At 38.0% G+C, this 15686-nt stretch carries 15 protein-coding genes; 4 read left to right on the forward strand and 11 right to left on the reverse strand.

Translation table 11 applies throughout. The annotated features are described in order from the left end of the window. Positions 1–56: 56 nt before the first annotated feature. Both ispA and xseB read right to left on the reverse strand, forming a co-directional pair. Positions 57–980 carry a (2E,6E)-farnesyl diphosphate synthase gene (gene ispA, locus GWJ01_RS13495; protein ID WP_109393244.1) on the reverse strand — a complete coding sequence of 308 codons (924 nt, stop codon included), beginning with the start codon at positions 978–980 and terminating at the stop codon, positions 57–59. Further along, positions 981–1244, reverse strand: a complete 264-nt coding sequence (xseB, locus tag GWJ01_RS13500; RefSeq protein WP_109393245.1) for an exodeoxyribonuclease VII small subunit — start codon at positions 1242–1244, stop codon at positions 981–983. A gap of 201 nt (positions 1245–1445) precedes the next feature. Between xseB and thiI the strand changes: the two genes are divergently transcribed. Together thiI and GWJ01_RS18730 are read left to right on the forward strand one after the other, a co-directional pair. After that, entirely contained in the window at positions 1446–2897 is a 1452-nt protein-coding gene (gene thiI, locus GWJ01_RS13505) for a tRNA uracil 4-sulfurtransferase ThiI (protein WP_161711192.1), read from the forward strand. 702 nt (positions 2898–3599) lie between these two features. Further along, positions 3600–3749 (forward strand): hypothetical protein, encoded by a 150-nt coding sequence (locus GWJ01_RS18730; protein ID WP_202611215.1) that lies wholly within the window; start codon positions 3600–3602, stop codon positions 3747–3749. Positions 3750–4028: 279 nt separating this feature from the next. On the opposite strand, the gene yajL is transcribed toward GWJ01_RS18730, so the two are convergent. Both yajL and panE read right to left on the reverse strand, forming a co-directional pair. Beyond that, the gene (gene yajL / locus GWJ01_RS13510; protein WP_109393247.1) at positions 4029–4646 is read right to left on the reverse strand and encodes a protein deglycase YajL; all 618 of its coding nucleotides are present in this window, start codon (positions 4644–4646) and stop codon (positions 4029–4031) included. Continuing rightward, complete coding sequence (gene panE, locus GWJ01_RS13515; protein WP_109401307.1) at positions 4615–5535, reverse strand: 2-dehydropantoate 2-reductase; 921 nt, start codon at positions 5533–5535, stop codon at positions 4615–4617. Before panE ends, yajL begins: the two co-directional genes overlap by 32 nt. Positions 5536–5796: 261 nt before the next feature. On the opposite strand from panE, the gene GWJ01_RS13520 reads away from it, so the two are divergent. Further along, the gene (locus GWJ01_RS13520; RefSeq protein WP_072063676.1) at positions 5797–6288 is read left to right on the forward strand and encodes a YajQ family cyclic di-GMP-binding protein; all 492 of its coding nucleotides are present in this window, start codon (positions 5797–5799) and stop codon (positions 6286–6288) included. 78 nt (positions 6289–6366) lie between these two features. On the opposite strand, the gene GWJ01_RS13525 is transcribed toward GWJ01_RS13520, so the two are convergent. From GWJ01_RS13525 to GWJ01_RS13555, 7 genes are all read right to left on the reverse strand, one after another. Continuing rightward, complete coding sequence (locus GWJ01_RS13525) at positions 6367–7737, reverse strand: MFS transporter (RefSeq protein WP_161711193.1); 1371 nt, start codon at positions 7735–7737, stop codon at positions 6367–6369. A 173-nt stretch (positions 7738–7910) separates the two neighbouring features. Then, positions 7911–8795, reverse strand: a complete 885-nt coding sequence (gene cyoE, locus GWJ01_RS13530; RefSeq protein WP_109393250.1) for a heme o synthase — start codon at positions 8793–8795, stop codon at positions 7911–7913. An 11-nt stretch (positions 8796–8806) separates the two neighbouring features. After that, on the reverse strand, positions 8807–9139 hold the full coding sequence (locus GWJ01_RS13535) for a cytochrome o ubiquinol oxidase subunit IV (RefSeq protein WP_006535101.1): 333 nt from the start codon (positions 9137–9139) through the stop codon (positions 8807–8809). Continuing rightward, the gene (locus tag GWJ01_RS13540) at positions 9139–9750 is read right to left on the reverse strand and encodes a cytochrome o ubiquinol oxidase subunit III (protein ID WP_109393251.1); all 612 of its coding nucleotides are present in this window, start codon (positions 9748–9750) and stop codon (positions 9139–9141) included. The genes GWJ01_RS13535 and GWJ01_RS13540 overlap by 1 nt, the downstream gene beginning before the upstream one ends. Further along, a complete protein-coding gene (gene cyoB, locus GWJ01_RS13545; RefSeq protein WP_109393252.1) occupies positions 9750–11732 on the reverse strand; it encodes a cytochrome o ubiquinol oxidase subunit I in 1983 nt (660 codons plus the stop codon). The genes GWJ01_RS13540 and cyoB overlap by 1 nt, the downstream gene beginning before the upstream one ends. 4 nt (positions 11733–11736) lie before the next feature. After that, positions 11737–12687, reverse strand: a complete 951-nt coding sequence (gene cyoA, locus GWJ01_RS13550) for a cytochrome o ubiquinol oxidase subunit II (RefSeq protein ID WP_109393253.1) — start codon at positions 12685–12687, stop codon at positions 11737–11739. A gap of 496 nt (positions 12688–13183) precedes the next feature. Next, the gene (locus GWJ01_RS13555) at positions 13184–13945 is read right to left on the reverse strand and encodes a nucleoside-specific channel-forming Tsx family protein (protein WP_161711194.1); all 762 of its coding nucleotides are present in this window, start codon (positions 13943–13945) and stop codon (positions 13184–13186) included. A gap of 367 nt (positions 13946–14312) precedes the next feature. On the opposite strand from GWJ01_RS13555, the gene dbpA reads away from it, so the two are divergent. Then, the gene (gene dbpA, locus GWJ01_RS13560) at positions 14313–15686 is read left to right on the forward strand and encodes an ATP-dependent RNA helicase DbpA (protein WP_109401304.1); all 1374 of its coding nucleotides are present in this window, start codon (positions 14313–14315) and stop codon (positions 15684–15686) included.

Consider the following 15686-nt stretch of genomic DNA (forward strand, 5'->3'; position numbering starts at 1 on the left):
TTAATTAATCACTTGTAATAGGGAAAGAACAGGTAAGCTGCTCTCTTTATTTTTTATTAGTTTTTCCGTTCGACGATAAAACTCGCTAATTGTTTAAGCGTGGTCGTATCGTACTCGTATTGCTCAAGAAACGCTAAGGCATCCAGTGCTTCGTTATACAATTCCTGTGCTTTCTTTTGAGCTTGCTCTAACCCAAGAAGTGCAGGATATGTACTTTTTCCTGATTCTTGGTCACTACCTTGACGTTTTCCTGTTTCTTCAGTACTGCCAATGACATCTAAAATGTCATCTTGTACCTGAAATGCAAGGCCAATAGAGTGGGCATATTTATCTAGTGCGGGTAATACATCATGGCCTTTTGAGCCAGCACTAAATGCGCCTAAGCGAACAGCTGCACGAATTAATGCACCTGTCTTGTGTAAATGGATTTTTTCAAGAGATACGAGATCAATCGATTTATCTTCTGCTTCAAGATCAAGAGCTTGACCGCCGCACATACCAGCGAGCCCGCTGGCTGTTGCTAATTCAGCAATCATTGCAACACGATCACTCATTGCAACATCAGGCATTGGATTTTTCGCTAAGATCTCAAAAGCGAGTGTTTGTAATGCATCACCTGCTAAAATTGCGTTGGCTTCACCAAACTCAATATGACATGTAGGTTTACCACGACGTAAATCATCATCATCCATCGCAGGCAGATCATCATGAATAAGAGAATAGGCGTGGATACATTCTACTGCGGCGGCGGGTGCATCAAGGTTAAGAGCAGGGATTTTAAACATTTCACCCACTGCATAAACAAGGAAAGGACGTAAGCGCTTTCCCCCTAAAAGAGCACCATAATGCATGGCTTTACCTAGAGGCATGTCAGTAAATGGTAAAGCGGATAGCGCTTGGTTTAATGCATCGTCAACACGCTGGTGGGCGGAATCTAATTTATGACGGAACGCATCCGTACTTGAAGTTGCGTTACTCAATTATTCTGCCTCTTGGATAAAATCATCAGGAGTTGCGTTATCATCTTCTTTAAGAAGAATACGAACACGCTGTTCAGCGTCTTGTAATGTTTTTTGTCCAACACGGGCTAGACGAACGCCATGTTCAAACTCATTAAGCGCTTCTTCTAAAGGGAGTTCACCGGATTCTAAACGGTTTACGATTTGCTCAAGTTCTTGCATAGATGCTTCGAAACTTGGTGTTTGTGCGATGTCTTCGTTAATTGGTGTCGTTTTCTTAGCCATAATATTTTTGATAATAAAGCATGTTAGCGCTGAATAATAGCGATCATCTTACTACAATTAAGAAGAAAATTTCTTATTCAGTCGATGATTTTTGCGGGTGAGCCCTAAATATTGGTGATATACTTTGTGACTTTTATAAACTCCAGTCAATTTACATCACTGTAGTTTATGTTTCTACTTAATAACCTATGACCATTGACTATGAAGTTTATTATTAAATTATTCCCCGAAATTACGATCAAAAGCCAATCAGTTCGTATACGTTTTATCAAGATCCTCACTAGTAATATTCGTAATGTACTTAACACATTAGGTGATGAAATCACGGTTGTCCGCAATTGGGATAACATTGTTGTTGTCAGCAAGGATGAAAGCAAAAGTGAAGCGGTATGTGATGCATTAACACGTATTCCTGGTATTCATCACTTTTTACAAGTAGAAGAGCATCCGTATACTGATCTACACAATATTTTTGAGCAAACTTTTGCAGCATTTAAGCATTTAGTTGAAAACAAAACATTTTGTGTTCGTGCCAAACGTCGTGGTAAACACAGTTTTACTTCAAATGAAGTTGAGCGCTATGTTGGTGGTGGTTTTAACCAACACGTTGAAAGTGCTAAAGTGAAATTAACTCGTCCAGATGTCACCATTAATTTGGAAATTGAAGATGACAAACTTATTCTGGTGAATGCGCGTTATGAAGGCATTGGTGGTTTCCCAATTGGTACACAAGAAGATGTTTTATCACTGATCTCTGGTGGTTATGACTCAGGTGTATCGAGCTATATGTTAATGCGTCGTGGTAGCCGGGTTCACTATTGTTTCTTTAACTTAGGTGGTTCTGCTCACGAAATTGGCGTTAAACAAGTTGCGCATTATTTATGGAACCGTTTTGGTCGTTCACATAAAGTGCATTTCGTTGCTGTTGATTTTGAGCCTGTTGTCGCAGAAATCTTAGAAAAAGTCGATGATGGTCAAATGGGTGTTGTATTAAAACGTATGATGGTACGTGCAGCATCAAAAGTAGCGGAGCGTTATGGTGTTCAAGCAATTGTTACAGGCGAAGCATTAGGGCAGGTTTCTAGCCAAACCTTAACTAACTTACGTTTAATTGATAATGCGACAGACACGTTAATTTTACGCCCTCTTATCACTCATGATAAAGAGAACATTATCAATATTGCACGTCAAATTGGTACAGAAGATTTTGCTCGCACAATGCCTGAATTCTGTGGTGTGATTTCAAAAAGCCCAACAGTGAAAGCGGTAAAAGCGAAGATCGAAGCAGAAGAAGAGAAGTTTGATTTTTCTATTCTTGATAGCGTTGTTGAAAATGCTAAGAATATGGATATTCGTCGTATTGCCGAAGAAACTGTACAGCAAGTTACTGAAGTTGAAATGGTCTCTGAATTTGGAGCTAACGACGTTATTCTGGATATTCGCTCACCAGAAGAGCAAGAAACGTCACCATTAAAGATAGAAGGTGTTGATGTTAAAGAGCTACCTTTCTATAAACTAAGCACTCAGTTTGGTGATTTAGATAAAGCAAAAACCTATTTACTCTATTGTGATCGTGGAATGATGAGCCGCTTACAAGCGCTTTATTTACGCGAGCAAGGTTTTGAGAACGTTAAAGTCTATCGTAAAAAATAATATATAACGTTTATTTTGTTGATAAAAAAGCCACTATAAAGTGGCTTTTTTAATTATACAACTTTTATGTTGGGGAATGTCGCTGCCATTCTTTGGATGATTACTTTGCTCTTATTGCTTGACCATCATCATGGTGCTTGCACGAGCCCACATTTTTTACAAAATGCTTCATGTTTATAGAGCCAAGGGCGTATGTTGGCTCTTAAGCTAGAAATATTATCTAGAACTAAGGAATATATTAATCTTAAAAAGAGGTCAAATTCAAAGATTACTTAAAAGGCTGATTGCAATAGAACATGTTAATCCTGATCTATTTAATTTTATAGTTGCTGTATTTAATGTTGTTCCCGTTGAGAGTAAGTCATCAATTAAAATAATATTATAATGATTTAATCTATTAATATCGAAATCTGGGTTTATTTCCCAAGGAGAAAAGTAGTGTCTAATTTTGTTTGGTATTTTCTTCATTAAAATAATTCTTAATTACTTCTTCCACAGTACATTTAATAAATACATCATTATAAAAAGCAGTTCTGAAATGGCGAGAGATCCTTCTTGCTAAGAAGTATGGTACTGCTGTAGATGACGGCATAACGATAAATATAATATTTTGATCTATTATTTTATTTAAAATAGCTAAGAAGGAAGGTTTGAATTTGTATAGCTCATCTTTTTTTATTTTATAGTTATAAATACCTTTTAATGAATATATTAAAGGGTTATCATCTCTATCTCTATCTCTATCTCTATCTCTATCTCTATCTCTATCTCTATCTCTATCTCTATCTCTATCTCTATCTCTATCTCTATCTCTATCTCTATCTCTATCTCTATCACTATCACCAAATTTAGTTCGAATATAGTTAACTTGTTTTTCTTACCTATTATGCTAATTTTAGGATTTTTATTAATGCTTGTTATTAGTCGACATTCATGCTGAGTATTTAAAGTAATTATTTTATTTTCAGAAATATCTATACCCAGAAGATTGTATCCTTATATATTAGTCGAGTAACTAAATTTATTTCTCATGATAATAACATGTTGAACATAGCTTAAATATAAAGAATATCTGAAATAAAACTAGAACCACTTTAATAATATTATATATTTGCGGTTCTAGTTATCTACTTACCTATCCCCAAAACCTGTAAATTCATCTTGGTAATTATAAATGCCGGGTGGCAATACAAGTTGTTTGGCAACATCGGCAGCGACTTCTTTGCCTTTTAAACGTTCGATAATTTTGAGTGCAAAATCAATAGATGTTGCAGGTGCTTGGCTAGTAATTAAGTTTACTCTTTCATCAAAATAGACTCGGTAATCTACCCATTTTTTCGGTGATATTTTATCTTTTAATGTAGGAAAACCCGTCATATTGCCAATGGGGAAAATATTGTGGGACTCAAGAATAATTGCAGGTGCTGCACAGATGGCTGCAACAAGTTTATTTTCACTGTGCATACGACGTACTTTCTCAACCACTAAAGGGCTATCTCTTAAGGTTTCAGTACCTTGTAAACCACCCGGTAGAATAATTACGTCATAGTGATGATCAACGACACGAACTAAAGGTGCATCAGCTACAATTTTAATACCACGAGAACAAGTGATAATAAGATCATCAACATCATCTTCTGCACTTGCAAGCACAACATTAATACCCGCTCTAACCAGCAAATCTGTGGTGGTAACGACTTCGGTTTCTTCACTTCCATTAGCTAGGCAGATGAGCGCTGATATGGTCATAATTGCCTTCCTGTTGTTTAATAAATTGAAAAAGGCGGTTATTTTCGGGTAATACAAGCCCTTGTTCTGAAGCTCGACGTAATAAATAACCAGTAATATAGTCAATCTCTGTATGGCGTTGATATTTCACATCTTGATACATAGACGAATAATTATTTGCAGTTTGTTCTATCGTATCAATAATATATCCATGAAGATGGGCTTGAGATGTTGGTACAACACCTTCGCGCTCCATTACTAAATAAACTTCATCGCATATTTTTTGAATATGTTCAGGATAACGCAACAAATCCCCATTACGGCATTGATAATAAACGGTAAGAGGGTTGATAACACAATTAACTGCAAGTTTTAGCCAACTAATCGTATGGATATCATTATGCCAAGCGACATCAGGTAAAGCATGATGCAAGATTTCTGCTAAATAACTGTATTGTTGAGCTGCATGATTTAATGGACCTATATGTGTTATTCCAGTTGCTGTATGAATAACATCTTGGCCTTGTTGGTATGCACCATGAGTAATAATGCCTTGTAAAATAGGCCTGATAACTGAGTGTTTTGTTGCGGTTAATTCATCAGCAGTACCCATACCATTATGAATTAGTAAAATAGGACACTGTGCAGAAAGATTAGGTAATAGTGCATTAACTGCATCTGAGACTTGCCAAGATTTTAAGCAAACTATTAATAATTCGCTTTGTTTTAACCATTCAAGTTGATTTGCGGTAATACGCTGATAAAAAGGTTCGCCATTAATACTATCAACACTTACATCTAAAAAAGGCTGAGGTACTCTTAGCCAACCTTGTACTTCATGAGATTGAAGTGTTAAAGCTGCAACCCAAAGTTTACCAATCGAACCACACCCTAAAACGGTAATTTTCATTGTGCCTCTTTTTGCAAATCGTAATAGCGTAAGGGGGCTACTGACGGTCATTAGACTATTTAGCTAAAATTATAACATTGATTACACTTCTCTGTTTAAAGTATGTTTGCGCTTTACTGTAAGAGGAAATTAACAGTTGCCCCGTAAATTCTCGTCCAATGTGAAGTAACTCCATAAATTTGTTATTGAATGTACAATGCTTTTTTGCAACCCTAAAAGAAGCTATTATTCGGGTTGTATTTATTTATTGAGGAAGAAAGAATGCCATCTTTTGATATCGTATCTGAAGTTGACTTACATGAAGTGCGAAATGCGGTAGAAAACGCACAACGTGAACTGACTACTCGCTGGGATTTTCGTAACGTTGAAGCAAGCTTTGAATTAAACGAAAAAGCAGAGTCAGTGAAAACGACCAGTGTATCTGAATTTCAGGTTCAACAATTATTAGATATTCTGCGTGAGAAAATGGCAAAAAGAGGGATTGATGGTGCAGTATTAAATATCCCTGAAGAGATGACTCACAGCGGAAAAATGTACAGCGTAGAAGCCACCTTAAAACAAGGTATTGATACAGCTTTAGCGAAAAAAATTGTTAAGCTGATCAAAGACAGTAAGTTGAAAGTTCAGGCTCAAATTCAAGGTGAGCAAGTTCGTGTTACAGGTAAATCACGCGACGACTTACAAGCCGTGATGAAATTAGTAAGAGAAGGCGAGTTAGGGCAGCCATTCCAATTTAACAATTTCCGTGACTAATTGTTCATCTATTTAGTCATACAAAAATGCGCTGTTGAACCAGCGCATTTTTATTTCATCCAATAAATTTATTGGACTTCAAACTAAAGGGATCAGAGCCTCTAATGTTGCTCTTGGTGTCTGTTTAGTATCAACCTTGATATAAGCACTTTGTTCATCCGCCATAATCACAACTTCATTAACACCGGGTTGTTGCTTAAATAATTGTTGTAGTTGCTGTTGTTGGCTTGAAGATAAGCTTTCAGGCAATTCAACACGTAAGCTACTAACATAAGAGGGTTGGCGTAATGTTAGGCTAATAAAAAACCAAATAAGACCAATCACTAAACAGCCTAAAAATACAGTCTGCGCATTATAATGTTGGTAAAGCCATCCTCCTAAAATTCCACCTAATGCCACACCTAAAAATTGGCTAGTAGAATAAATTCCCATTGCTGTGCCTTTATAACCTGCTGATGCTTCTTTACTGATTAATGAAGGAAGAAGTGCTTCCATAATATTAAATCCAATAAAGAAAACTTGAATACCCGCAATAATTAACCACAAGCTAGAGCCTGAAATAATCAAAATAACTTGAGCAATAATAAGTAAGGAAATACAGAATAAGAAAACTTGTTTCATTTTTCGTTTCTTTTCTGCATAGATAATAAAAGGAAGTACAGTAATAAAGGCGATAAGCATGGTGACTAGATAAACAATCCAATGTTTCTCTTTCGCTAAACCTGCGTTACTCATAACCAGAGGAAGTGCAACAAATGCGGCCATTAATAAAGTATGTAGTGAAAAAATACCTGTATTCAATTTGAGAAGTTGTACATCAAATAAAACCTTTTTTACGCTACCACGAACAAAACCTGACTCTCGATTAAGAATATGGTGTTCGCTATTCGGCACAGTAAAAAGTGTAATAATAATGCCACCAAAGGCGAGTAGGGCAATTCCCCAAAATAGGCCATGTAAACCAAAAATATGCGTTAAAATAGGTCCTAAAACTAAGGCTAAAGCGAATGTTATCCCAAAACTAATACCAATAAAGGCCATTGCTTTTGTTCTATTTTGTTCTCGTGTTAAATCTGATAACAAAGCCATTACTGCAGCTGAGATAGCTCCCGCTCCTTGCAATGCTCTGCCAATAATAATGCCGTAGATATTGTCACTGAGAGCCGCAATCAGACTACCAAGAATAAAAATAATTAAGCCAAAAACAATCATAGGTTTTCGACCAAATTTATCAGAGAAAATACCAAAAGGAATTTGGAATATAGCTTGTGTTAATCCATAAATACCGATGGCTAGTCCAATGAGAGATTCTGTTGCGTGTTGTAGTTGAAGCCCATAGGTGGTTAAAACTGGGAGTACCATAAACATGCCAAGCATGCGAAGAGAAAAAACAGTGCCTAGTCCCCATGTGGCTTTGCGCTCTAATGGGGTCATTTTATTATCATTCATGGATTACCTCATATTACTGATACCCCCATTGTAATGACATTTTCTAGTGAGGTTAATCAATAAATGGGATACAAAAAAGACAAAACTGTACTGATATCATGCGAAGTCGTAAAGGAGATAAAAAAATACCAGTCAGGAGGCTGACTGGTATTTAGGTTACTTTAATAAATACATTATCTTATATACGCAAAAACCGCTTCTGTTGAGCTTGTTGGGTCAACAGACATCATTACGCTTAATGAAGTGATTGCGACAATAGAGAAAATAAATAATTTTCGTGCCCACACAATATCATTGGTTGCTTTGTAACCCGATAAAGCCATACCTAACCACCAAATACTGACGGCTGAAGCCACAATCAGGTATTTATAGCCTGCATAACCAACTAATGTCAGCATTAAGGTTGCGATCATAAACGCCAGAATATAGAGAATGATATGACGTTTCGCGACTGAGATCCCTTTAATTACAGGTAATACAGGGATATTTGCAGCTTGGTAGTCTTTAAAACGGAAAATAGCAATGGCATAAGAGTGGGGCATTTGCCACAAACTAAAGATAAGTAATAGGATTGCCGCGCCTGCATCAAATTCACCGCTAACGGCACAATAGCCGATAACAGGAGGTGCAGAGCCAGATAAACTTCCAATCAGTGTGCCATAAACAGATTTACGCTTCATGTAGAGGCTATAAACCCCAACATAAATAATAAAACCGAATACAGCGATAAACATTGCAAGTGGGTTGGCTGCTACATAGAGCAGCACAACACCTGCAATACCTAATACTGAGGCATAAATCAGGCTAATTCGAGGGTCAATTAATCCTTTAACTAATGGGCGATTCTTCGTTCTTTCCATGATACGGTCAATATCACGGTCAATATAGTTGTTAAAAACACAACCAGAAGCAACGACCAGAGACACCCCAAGTAGAGTCGCGAAAAATAGGGAGTAATCAATCTCACCTTTAGAAGCGAGCAGAAAACCACCTATTACAGAAATTAAATTTCCGAAAATAATTCCTGGTTTGGTGACTTGTAGGTATTGCTTAATCATAGCGACAACTCTTAATCCATCATCATATTGATGTTCAGGTTGTACATAATCCACAACGAGCCTACGACAACAATGCCGATAATAAGCAGTGTGAACAGGAATGCGACGACGTTCCAGCGCTCTTCTGATGACGTATTCATATGCAAGAAGCAGACTAAGTGAACCACAATTTGCACAACTGCCATACCGACAACAGTCCATAGAATTGTTGCTGGTGTCGCTGTTCCTTCCATCACCATCCAAAATGGAATAACGGTGAGGATAACAGACAGAATAAAGCCAATCAGATAAGACTTCATGCTGCCGTGGCTTGCGCCTGAAGGAGAAGTATTTGGATGACTCATTACATCGCTCCCATCAGATAAACTACGGTGAACACACAGATCCAGACAACGTCAAGGAAGTGCCAGAACAGACTTAAACAGCTTAAACGAGTACGGTTAACTTCAGTTAAACCACGGCGTGATACTTGGATCATCATAATAACAATCCAAATTAAGCCAGCCGTTACGTGAAGACCGTGTGTTGAAACTAATGCAAAGAATGCAGATAAGAATGCACTGCGATCTGGGCCATAACCTTCTGCGATTAGCTCATGGAATTCGTAAACTTCCATGATGACGAAACCTAGGCCGAATAAGAAAGTAACAAATAACCACAGATTAACTTGGCTAACGCTACCTTTGTTCATGCCCAGCATAGCGAAACCAAAAGTGATACTACTAAATAGCAGTAAGAAGGTTTCAACTAAAACAAACGGTAAGCTAAAAATTTCTTTACCTGAAGGGCCATCCGCAATCCCGTTAACAAGCACCGCATAAGTGGCGAATAAGCTGGCAAACAGGATAAGGTCGCTCATTAGGTAGATCCAGAAGCCGAAAACTTTCGTCGCTCCTGCATCGTGGTGCCCATGATGCTCATGGGCGTTTGTGTTATTTACAGTTTGAGTAGACATTATTTCACACCTGCTTTTTTCAGTTCTTCATAATGCTTATTCTCGAGAGCTTCAATTTCAGGTACTTGGACATAGTAATCCACATCTGTATCAAAGCTTTTCACGATCCAAGTGACAATCATGCCAGCGAAACCAACGATAGCTAACCACCAGATATGCCAGATCATGGCAAAACCAAGTACTAAGCTGAATGCTGAAATAATCACACCAGCACCTGTATTTTTAGGCATATGGATTGGTTCGTATTTAGTTGGACGCTGATAAGCAGTACCTTTTTCTTTTTGATCCCACCATTCATCACGCGTTTGAACATTAGGTTCAACGGCAAAGTTATAGAAAGGAGCAGGTGAAGAAATTGACCATTCCAGAGTACGTCCGCCCCACGGATCTCCCGTTAAATCACGGTTTTGATCACGGTCACGGATACTGACGTAGATCTGGACAACTTGACAAGCGATACCGATAGCAATCAGTGCAGCACCACCCGCAGCAACCATCAGCATTGGATGGAACTCTGGGTTGATGTTTTGGCTGATACGACGAGTCATACCCATAAAGCCAAGAATGTACAGTGGCATAAAGGCCATAAAGAAGCCGATAAACCAGAACCAGAATGCACGGATACCCCATTTTTCATTCAGTGTGAAACCAAATGCTTTAGGGAACCAGTAAGTCATACCAGCGAAACAGCCGAATACCACACCACCGATAATAACGTTATGGAAGTGAGCAATTAAGAATAAGCTGTTATGTAGAACGAAGTTTGCACCCGGAACGGCTAACAGAACCCCAGTCATTCCCCCAACAGAGAAGGTGATAAGGAAACCGATAGTCCATAACATTGGGCTTTTATATTCGATACGGCCTTGATACATCGTAAACAGCCAGTTAAATATTTTAACCCCTGTTGGTATAGCGATGATCATCGTGGCTATACCGAAGAAGGCATTGACGTTGGCACCAGAACCCATAGTAAAGAAGTGGTGTAACCAAACGATAAATGACAACACGGTAATAACGACAGTTGCACCAACTAATGAGGTATAACCGAATAACCGTTTTTTAGAGAATGTTGCTGTAACTTCAGAGAACACACCAAATACAGGCAGAACAAGGATATAAACTTCTGGATGACCCCAAGCCCATACAAGGTTGATGTACATCATCATGTTACCGCCCATATCATTGGTAAAGAAGTGCGTACCAAGATAGCGGTCTAAAGTTAACAACGTAATAGTGACTGTTAAAATTGGGAATGCAGCGATAATCAGGACGTTAGTACATAAAGCAGCCCAAGAGAATACAGGCATTTTCATCATGCTCATACCCGGCGCACGCATACGCAGGATAGTCGCGAAGAAGTTAACCCCTGTTAGAAGCGTACCAATACCGGATATCTGTAAACTCCATATCCAATAATCGACCCCGACTCCTGGGTTATATTCCAAACCAGAAAGTGGCGGATAAGCTAACCAACCTGTTTGAGCAAATTCACCGATACCCAAAGAGATGTTGATTAATAACACACCCACAACAAAGAACCAGAAGCTCAGGGAATTAAGGAATGGGAATGCCACATCACGAGCACCAATTTGTAAAGGTACAACAAGGTTCATCAGACCCACAACAAAAGGTGTTGCCATGAAGAAAATCATGATAACGCCGTGTGCGGTAAAAATCTGATCATAGTGATGAGGTGGTAAGAAACCTGCTTCACCAGCAGAGGCGAGAGCTTGTTGGCTTCTCATCATAATCGCATCGGCAAAGCCACGGAACATCATGACCATTGCAACGAGGATATACATAATACCAATTTTTTTATGGTCAACGCTGGTTAACCATTCGGTCCACAACCATTTCCATTTACGAAAATAAGTTAGTGCGCCAACAACAGCAAGCCCACCAAGAACAATACCGAGTAAAGTAACGACGATAATTGGTTCATGTAGCGGGATTGCATCAAGAGTTAATTTTCCGAACATGCCTTTATTCCTCTGCTCCTGCATGCGCCGCATGGCTCATGTTCATATTCATTGTTGCATCAGCTTGTGCTGTCTGATTGCCACTGGTGTGAGCGCCATGACCCGTGTGACCAAATTTAGAAATGGTCTCTTGGAATAACATTGGCTTCACGCTTGAATAGTAGGTCACTGGATTTTTCTGGCTTGGTTTAGCAAGTTCATTAAATGCAGCGGTCGTATTTAACGTATCTGACGATTGTTTGACTTTTTCAACCCACGCATCGAAACCGGCACGATCAGGTGTCGCAATCGCTGTAAATTTCATATCAGAGAAACCGTGTCCACTATAACTTGCTGACATCCCTGGATATTCGCCAGGCTCATTAGCAATTAAGTGCAACTTAGTTTGCATTCCTGCCATCGCATAGATTTGTCCACCTAAGCGAGGGATAAAGAATGAGTTCATGACAGAGTCAGAAGTGATTTTGAAATTAACAGGAACATTAGTAGGGAAAGCCAGTTCATTAACTGTTGCAATACCTTGTTCTGGATAGATAAATAACCATTTCCAATCCATTGAAACAACTTCAATGGTGACAGGTTTTTCTGTGGACTCTAATGGTTTGTAAGGATCAAGTTCATGGGTTGTTTTCCATGTGATGCTTGCCAAAATCACAATAATGATAATTGGCACAGTCCAAACGACGAGTTCGATTTTATTTGAGTGAGCCCAGTTTGGGCGATAGGTGGCTTTAGTATTGGATTCACGGTAGCGAAAAGCGAAAACAATCACCATCAGTATTACCGGTATCACAACAATTAACATTAAACCAAGCGCAATGAGGATTAATGTTTTTTGCTCAGCGCCGATAGCGCCTTTGGGATTCATTAACGCCATATCACAGCCACTTAATAGAAGAGCTGCTGCTAATAGCGAGAGTGTCCCAATACTTTTTATGTATTTCATAAGTCTCATCCAACGACCCAAATGATAAAGGTTCTATTGTTGTTTCATCAGTATCAGTAAGGACATTTTACGGTAAGGTTGCGACAGTGTAAACAATTGTAATGGTAAGTAAGTGATTGGTTGGTCTTTTGTGTTAATGTGATCACAAGTAATCAAAGTATTAAATAAATGTTAATTTAATTATTGCATATTAACTATAATTTCATAAAGTATCATGTTTTTAAAATAAATACATATTTTTACAAATAAAAATGCAATAAAAAGTGTAAGAAAACGTATTCTGATTAAAAAAGTAACAAATTAGAGGTCGGAGGAGAGTTGATAGGTAAAATCCTTTTTATATTGATGTTTAATATCTATATTTGATACTTGTATGATTTTTAATATGGGTAATTAGTGATTTGATGAATGTTTATATCCAATGAGAAATATTTTCATTAAGTGATAAAAAGAGGTTACAGCGGATAAAAATCGATCCGCTGTAATAAAAATTAACAATTTCCTATCAGAAGTTATATTTCAAGCTATATACAATGCCATCTTGCAGAAAACTCTCTCCTAGCTTTTTATAAGCATAACGATACTGAATTCCAGTAGTGATAGATGTTGTCGGATGCCACCAAATGGCTAAAGCGCCATTAATGCCATTTTTACCTCCATTGCCATAACGTTTGTGTCGTTGGAATTCCATTTCATGCCAGTTTGTTAGGCTAAACTTTTGATTTTTTATATTAAAATCATATCCAGCAACCCAACCAGCCACATAACCGTTGTTACCTGAATATTTAGATTGATCGACATAATGAAGGGCAATAAAAGGTTTAAACCATAAATTAGCAATTTGTGTGTTATAGCCAACGCCGTAAAGTGTATTTACTTCATGGAAGTTACCACCATATTTTTTACCAGGGAGTGACCATGTACCGTAAACATGCCCGTATAGATTGAAATGACTTTCACCTAAATAAATGCGGCTTGTTGCTTTGACGGTATAACGTTGATTATCACCCGGTTGCGCTTTTCGAGGATTAAACGGATTTTCAAGATCAAAAAAGCCATAAAACTCCCCCCATGAAAAATTAGTAGCACCTTCAAGTTCTAAATAGGCAAAATCATCTTTATGGGAAGTTTTGCCAGTTTTGTGTGTTGTATGTGTTGTCCAATCCAAGTAGTTAATACTAGCGCTTGCAAATCCTCCTAAATAGCTTGCCTGAGAAGGTAAAGAGAATGTTGTTGCGATGACAAACAAAAATGATTTTTTGATCATAAATTATCCCGATGGCTTATGGCCGATTATGGTTGCGGTGAATGTTCAGTTTTTCTTTTTTATTAGAATAATAAACTATAAAAATCCTTTTTATGGAAATTTGAGCTTAAAATAAGATCTATTTCTAGAATTTTGATATTAGTTTAAAAAATGAGAAATTTTGTATTTCTTTATTTTATTTTTTGAATTAATAGCAAAAATAAAAAAGGAGTTTTTGATAAGAAGAGGAAATTTAAGGAGATAATGATAGAAAATGGCACTTAGATGAAAAAGTAATATGAACAGCGCAAAAATACCTCACGACACAAGAATGAAGGGGTAGTATCATTAGCTCATATTTGTTTTTACTTTATTTGGAATTTTCATTGTGACCTCATTTGCTGAACTTAACGCACTTCCTGCTGAACAACTCGCTAACCTTAATGAATTGGGTTATCTCACTATGACTCCAGTTCAAGAAGCTGCTTTGCCCGCCATTCTTGAAGGAAAAGACGTTCGTGCTCAGGCAAAAACAGGCAGTGGTAAAACAGCTGCTTTTGGTTTGGGAGTTTTGCAATGTATTGATGCAAAACAATTTAATACCCAATCACTTATTTTATGCCCAACGCGAGAACTTGCTGATCAAGTTGCAAATGAATTACGTCGCCTTGCTCGTTATCTTCCAAATATCAAAATATTAACACTGTGTGGTGGTGTTCCATTTAGCATCCAGCGTGATTCATTGATTCATGCTGCACATATTATTGTTGCAACACCGGGTAGATTACTTGATCACATAAGAAAAGAGACTGTTACTTTAGATGATGTGAAAACATTGGTATTGGATGAAGCAGACAGAATGTTGGATATGGGATTTTTTGATGATATCAACGACATTATTTCTCGTATGCCAACCGCACGTCAAACATTGCTCTTTTCTGCAACTTGGCCAAATGAGATTGCAGCAATTAGCCGTAAAATCCAGCAAAATCCAGTAACTATTGAAATAAACTCTGTTGACGAACTTCCGGCGGTTGAACAGCAGTTTTATGAAATATCTCGTCACGGAAAAATAGGATTACTGCAAAAACTTTTAAGTCGTGAGCAACCTGCTTCTTGTGTGGTGTTTTGTAACACGAAACGAGATTGCCAAGATGTGTATGAAACACTGACAGAAAGCAACCAAAGTGTACTAGTTCTACACGGCGATATGGAACAAAGAGAGCGTGACCAAACGCTTATTCGCTTTGCTAATGGGAGTTGTCGTGTATTAGTAGCAACAGATGTTGCGGCTCGAGGACTAGATATTAAAGCGTTAGAAATGGTGATTAACTACGAATTATCGTGGGATCCTGAAGTGCATGTTCATCGAATCGGTCGGACAGCTAGAGCAGGCGAAAGTGGATTGGCTATTAGCTTTTGCGCACCAGAAGAAATTCAGCGTGCTAACGCTCTAGAAGAGATGCTTCATATGAAGATAAATTGGTTACCAGTACCAGCAGGGCTACAAATTACGCCTCTTGAAGCAACAATGGCAACATTATGTATTGATGGTGGTAAAAAAGCCAAAATGCGTCCGGGTGATATTTTAGGCGCATTAACGGGCGATATGGGGTTCAATGGTGCCGACATTGGCAAAATTATGATTAACCCAACACATGCTTATGTTGCCGTAAAACAATCTATCGCCAAACAAGTCTGGAAACAGCTGCAACAAGGTAAAATTAAAGGTAAAGCAGTAAAAGTAAGATTGTTTAGATAA

It is taken from the genome of Proteus sp. G2618 (genome assembly GCF_009915995.1).
Classification (GTDB): Bacteria; Pseudomonadota; Gammaproteobacteria; order Enterobacterales; family Enterobacteriaceae; genus Proteus; species Proteus terrae.

What these genes read in the sequence shown, in the direction of transcription:
- xseB (WP_109393245.1), bottom strand. Translation starts at nt 1,244, where the DNA reads ATGGCTAAGAAAACGACACCAATTAACGAAGACATCGCACAAACACCA.
- thiI (WP_161711192.1), top strand. Translation starts at nt 1,446, where the DNA reads ATGAAGTTTATTATTAAATTATTCCCCGAAATTACGATCAAAAGCCAA.
- GWJ01_RS18730 (WP_202611215.1), top strand. Translation starts at nt 3,600, where the DNA reads ATGAATATATTAAAGGGTTATCATCTCTATCTCTATCTCTATCTCTAT.
- yajL (WP_109393247.1), bottom strand. Translation starts at nt 4,646, where the DNA reads ATGACCATATCAGCGCTCATCTGCCTAGCTAATGGAAGTGAAGAAACC.
- panE (WP_109401307.1), bottom strand. Translation starts at nt 5,535, where the DNA reads ATGAAAATTACCGTTTTAGGGTGTGGTTCGATTGGTAAACTTTGGGTT.
- GWJ01_RS13520 (WP_072063676.1), top strand. Translation starts at nt 5,797, where the DNA reads ATGCCATCTTTTGATATCGTATCTGAAGTTGACTTACATGAAGTGCGA.
- GWJ01_RS13525 (WP_161711193.1), bottom strand. Translation starts at nt 7,737, where the DNA reads ATGAATGATAATAAAATGACCCCATTAGAGCGCAAAGCCACATGGGGA.
- cyoE (WP_109393250.1), bottom strand. Translation starts at nt 8,795, where the DNA reads ATGATTAAGCAATACCTACAAGTCACCAAACCAGGAATTATTTTCGGA.
- GWJ01_RS13535 (WP_006535101.1), bottom strand. Translation starts at nt 9,139, where the DNA reads ATGAGTCATCCAAATACTTCTCCTTCAGGCGCAAGCCACGGCAGCATG.
- GWJ01_RS13540 (WP_109393251.1), bottom strand. Translation starts at nt 9,750, where the DNA reads ATGTCTACTCAAACTGTAAATAACACAAACGCCCATGAGCATCATGGG.
- cyoB (WP_109393252.1), bottom strand. Translation starts at nt 11,732, where the DNA reads ATGTTCGGAAAATTAACTCTTGATGCAATCCCGCTACATGAACCAATT.
- cyoA (WP_109393253.1), bottom strand. Translation starts at nt 12,687, where the DNA reads ATGAGACTTATGAAATACATAAAAAGTATTGGGACACTCTCGCTATTA.
- GWJ01_RS13555 (WP_161711194.1), bottom strand. Translation starts at nt 13,945, where the DNA reads ATGATCAAAAAATCATTTTTGTTTGTCATCGCAACAACATTCTCTTTA.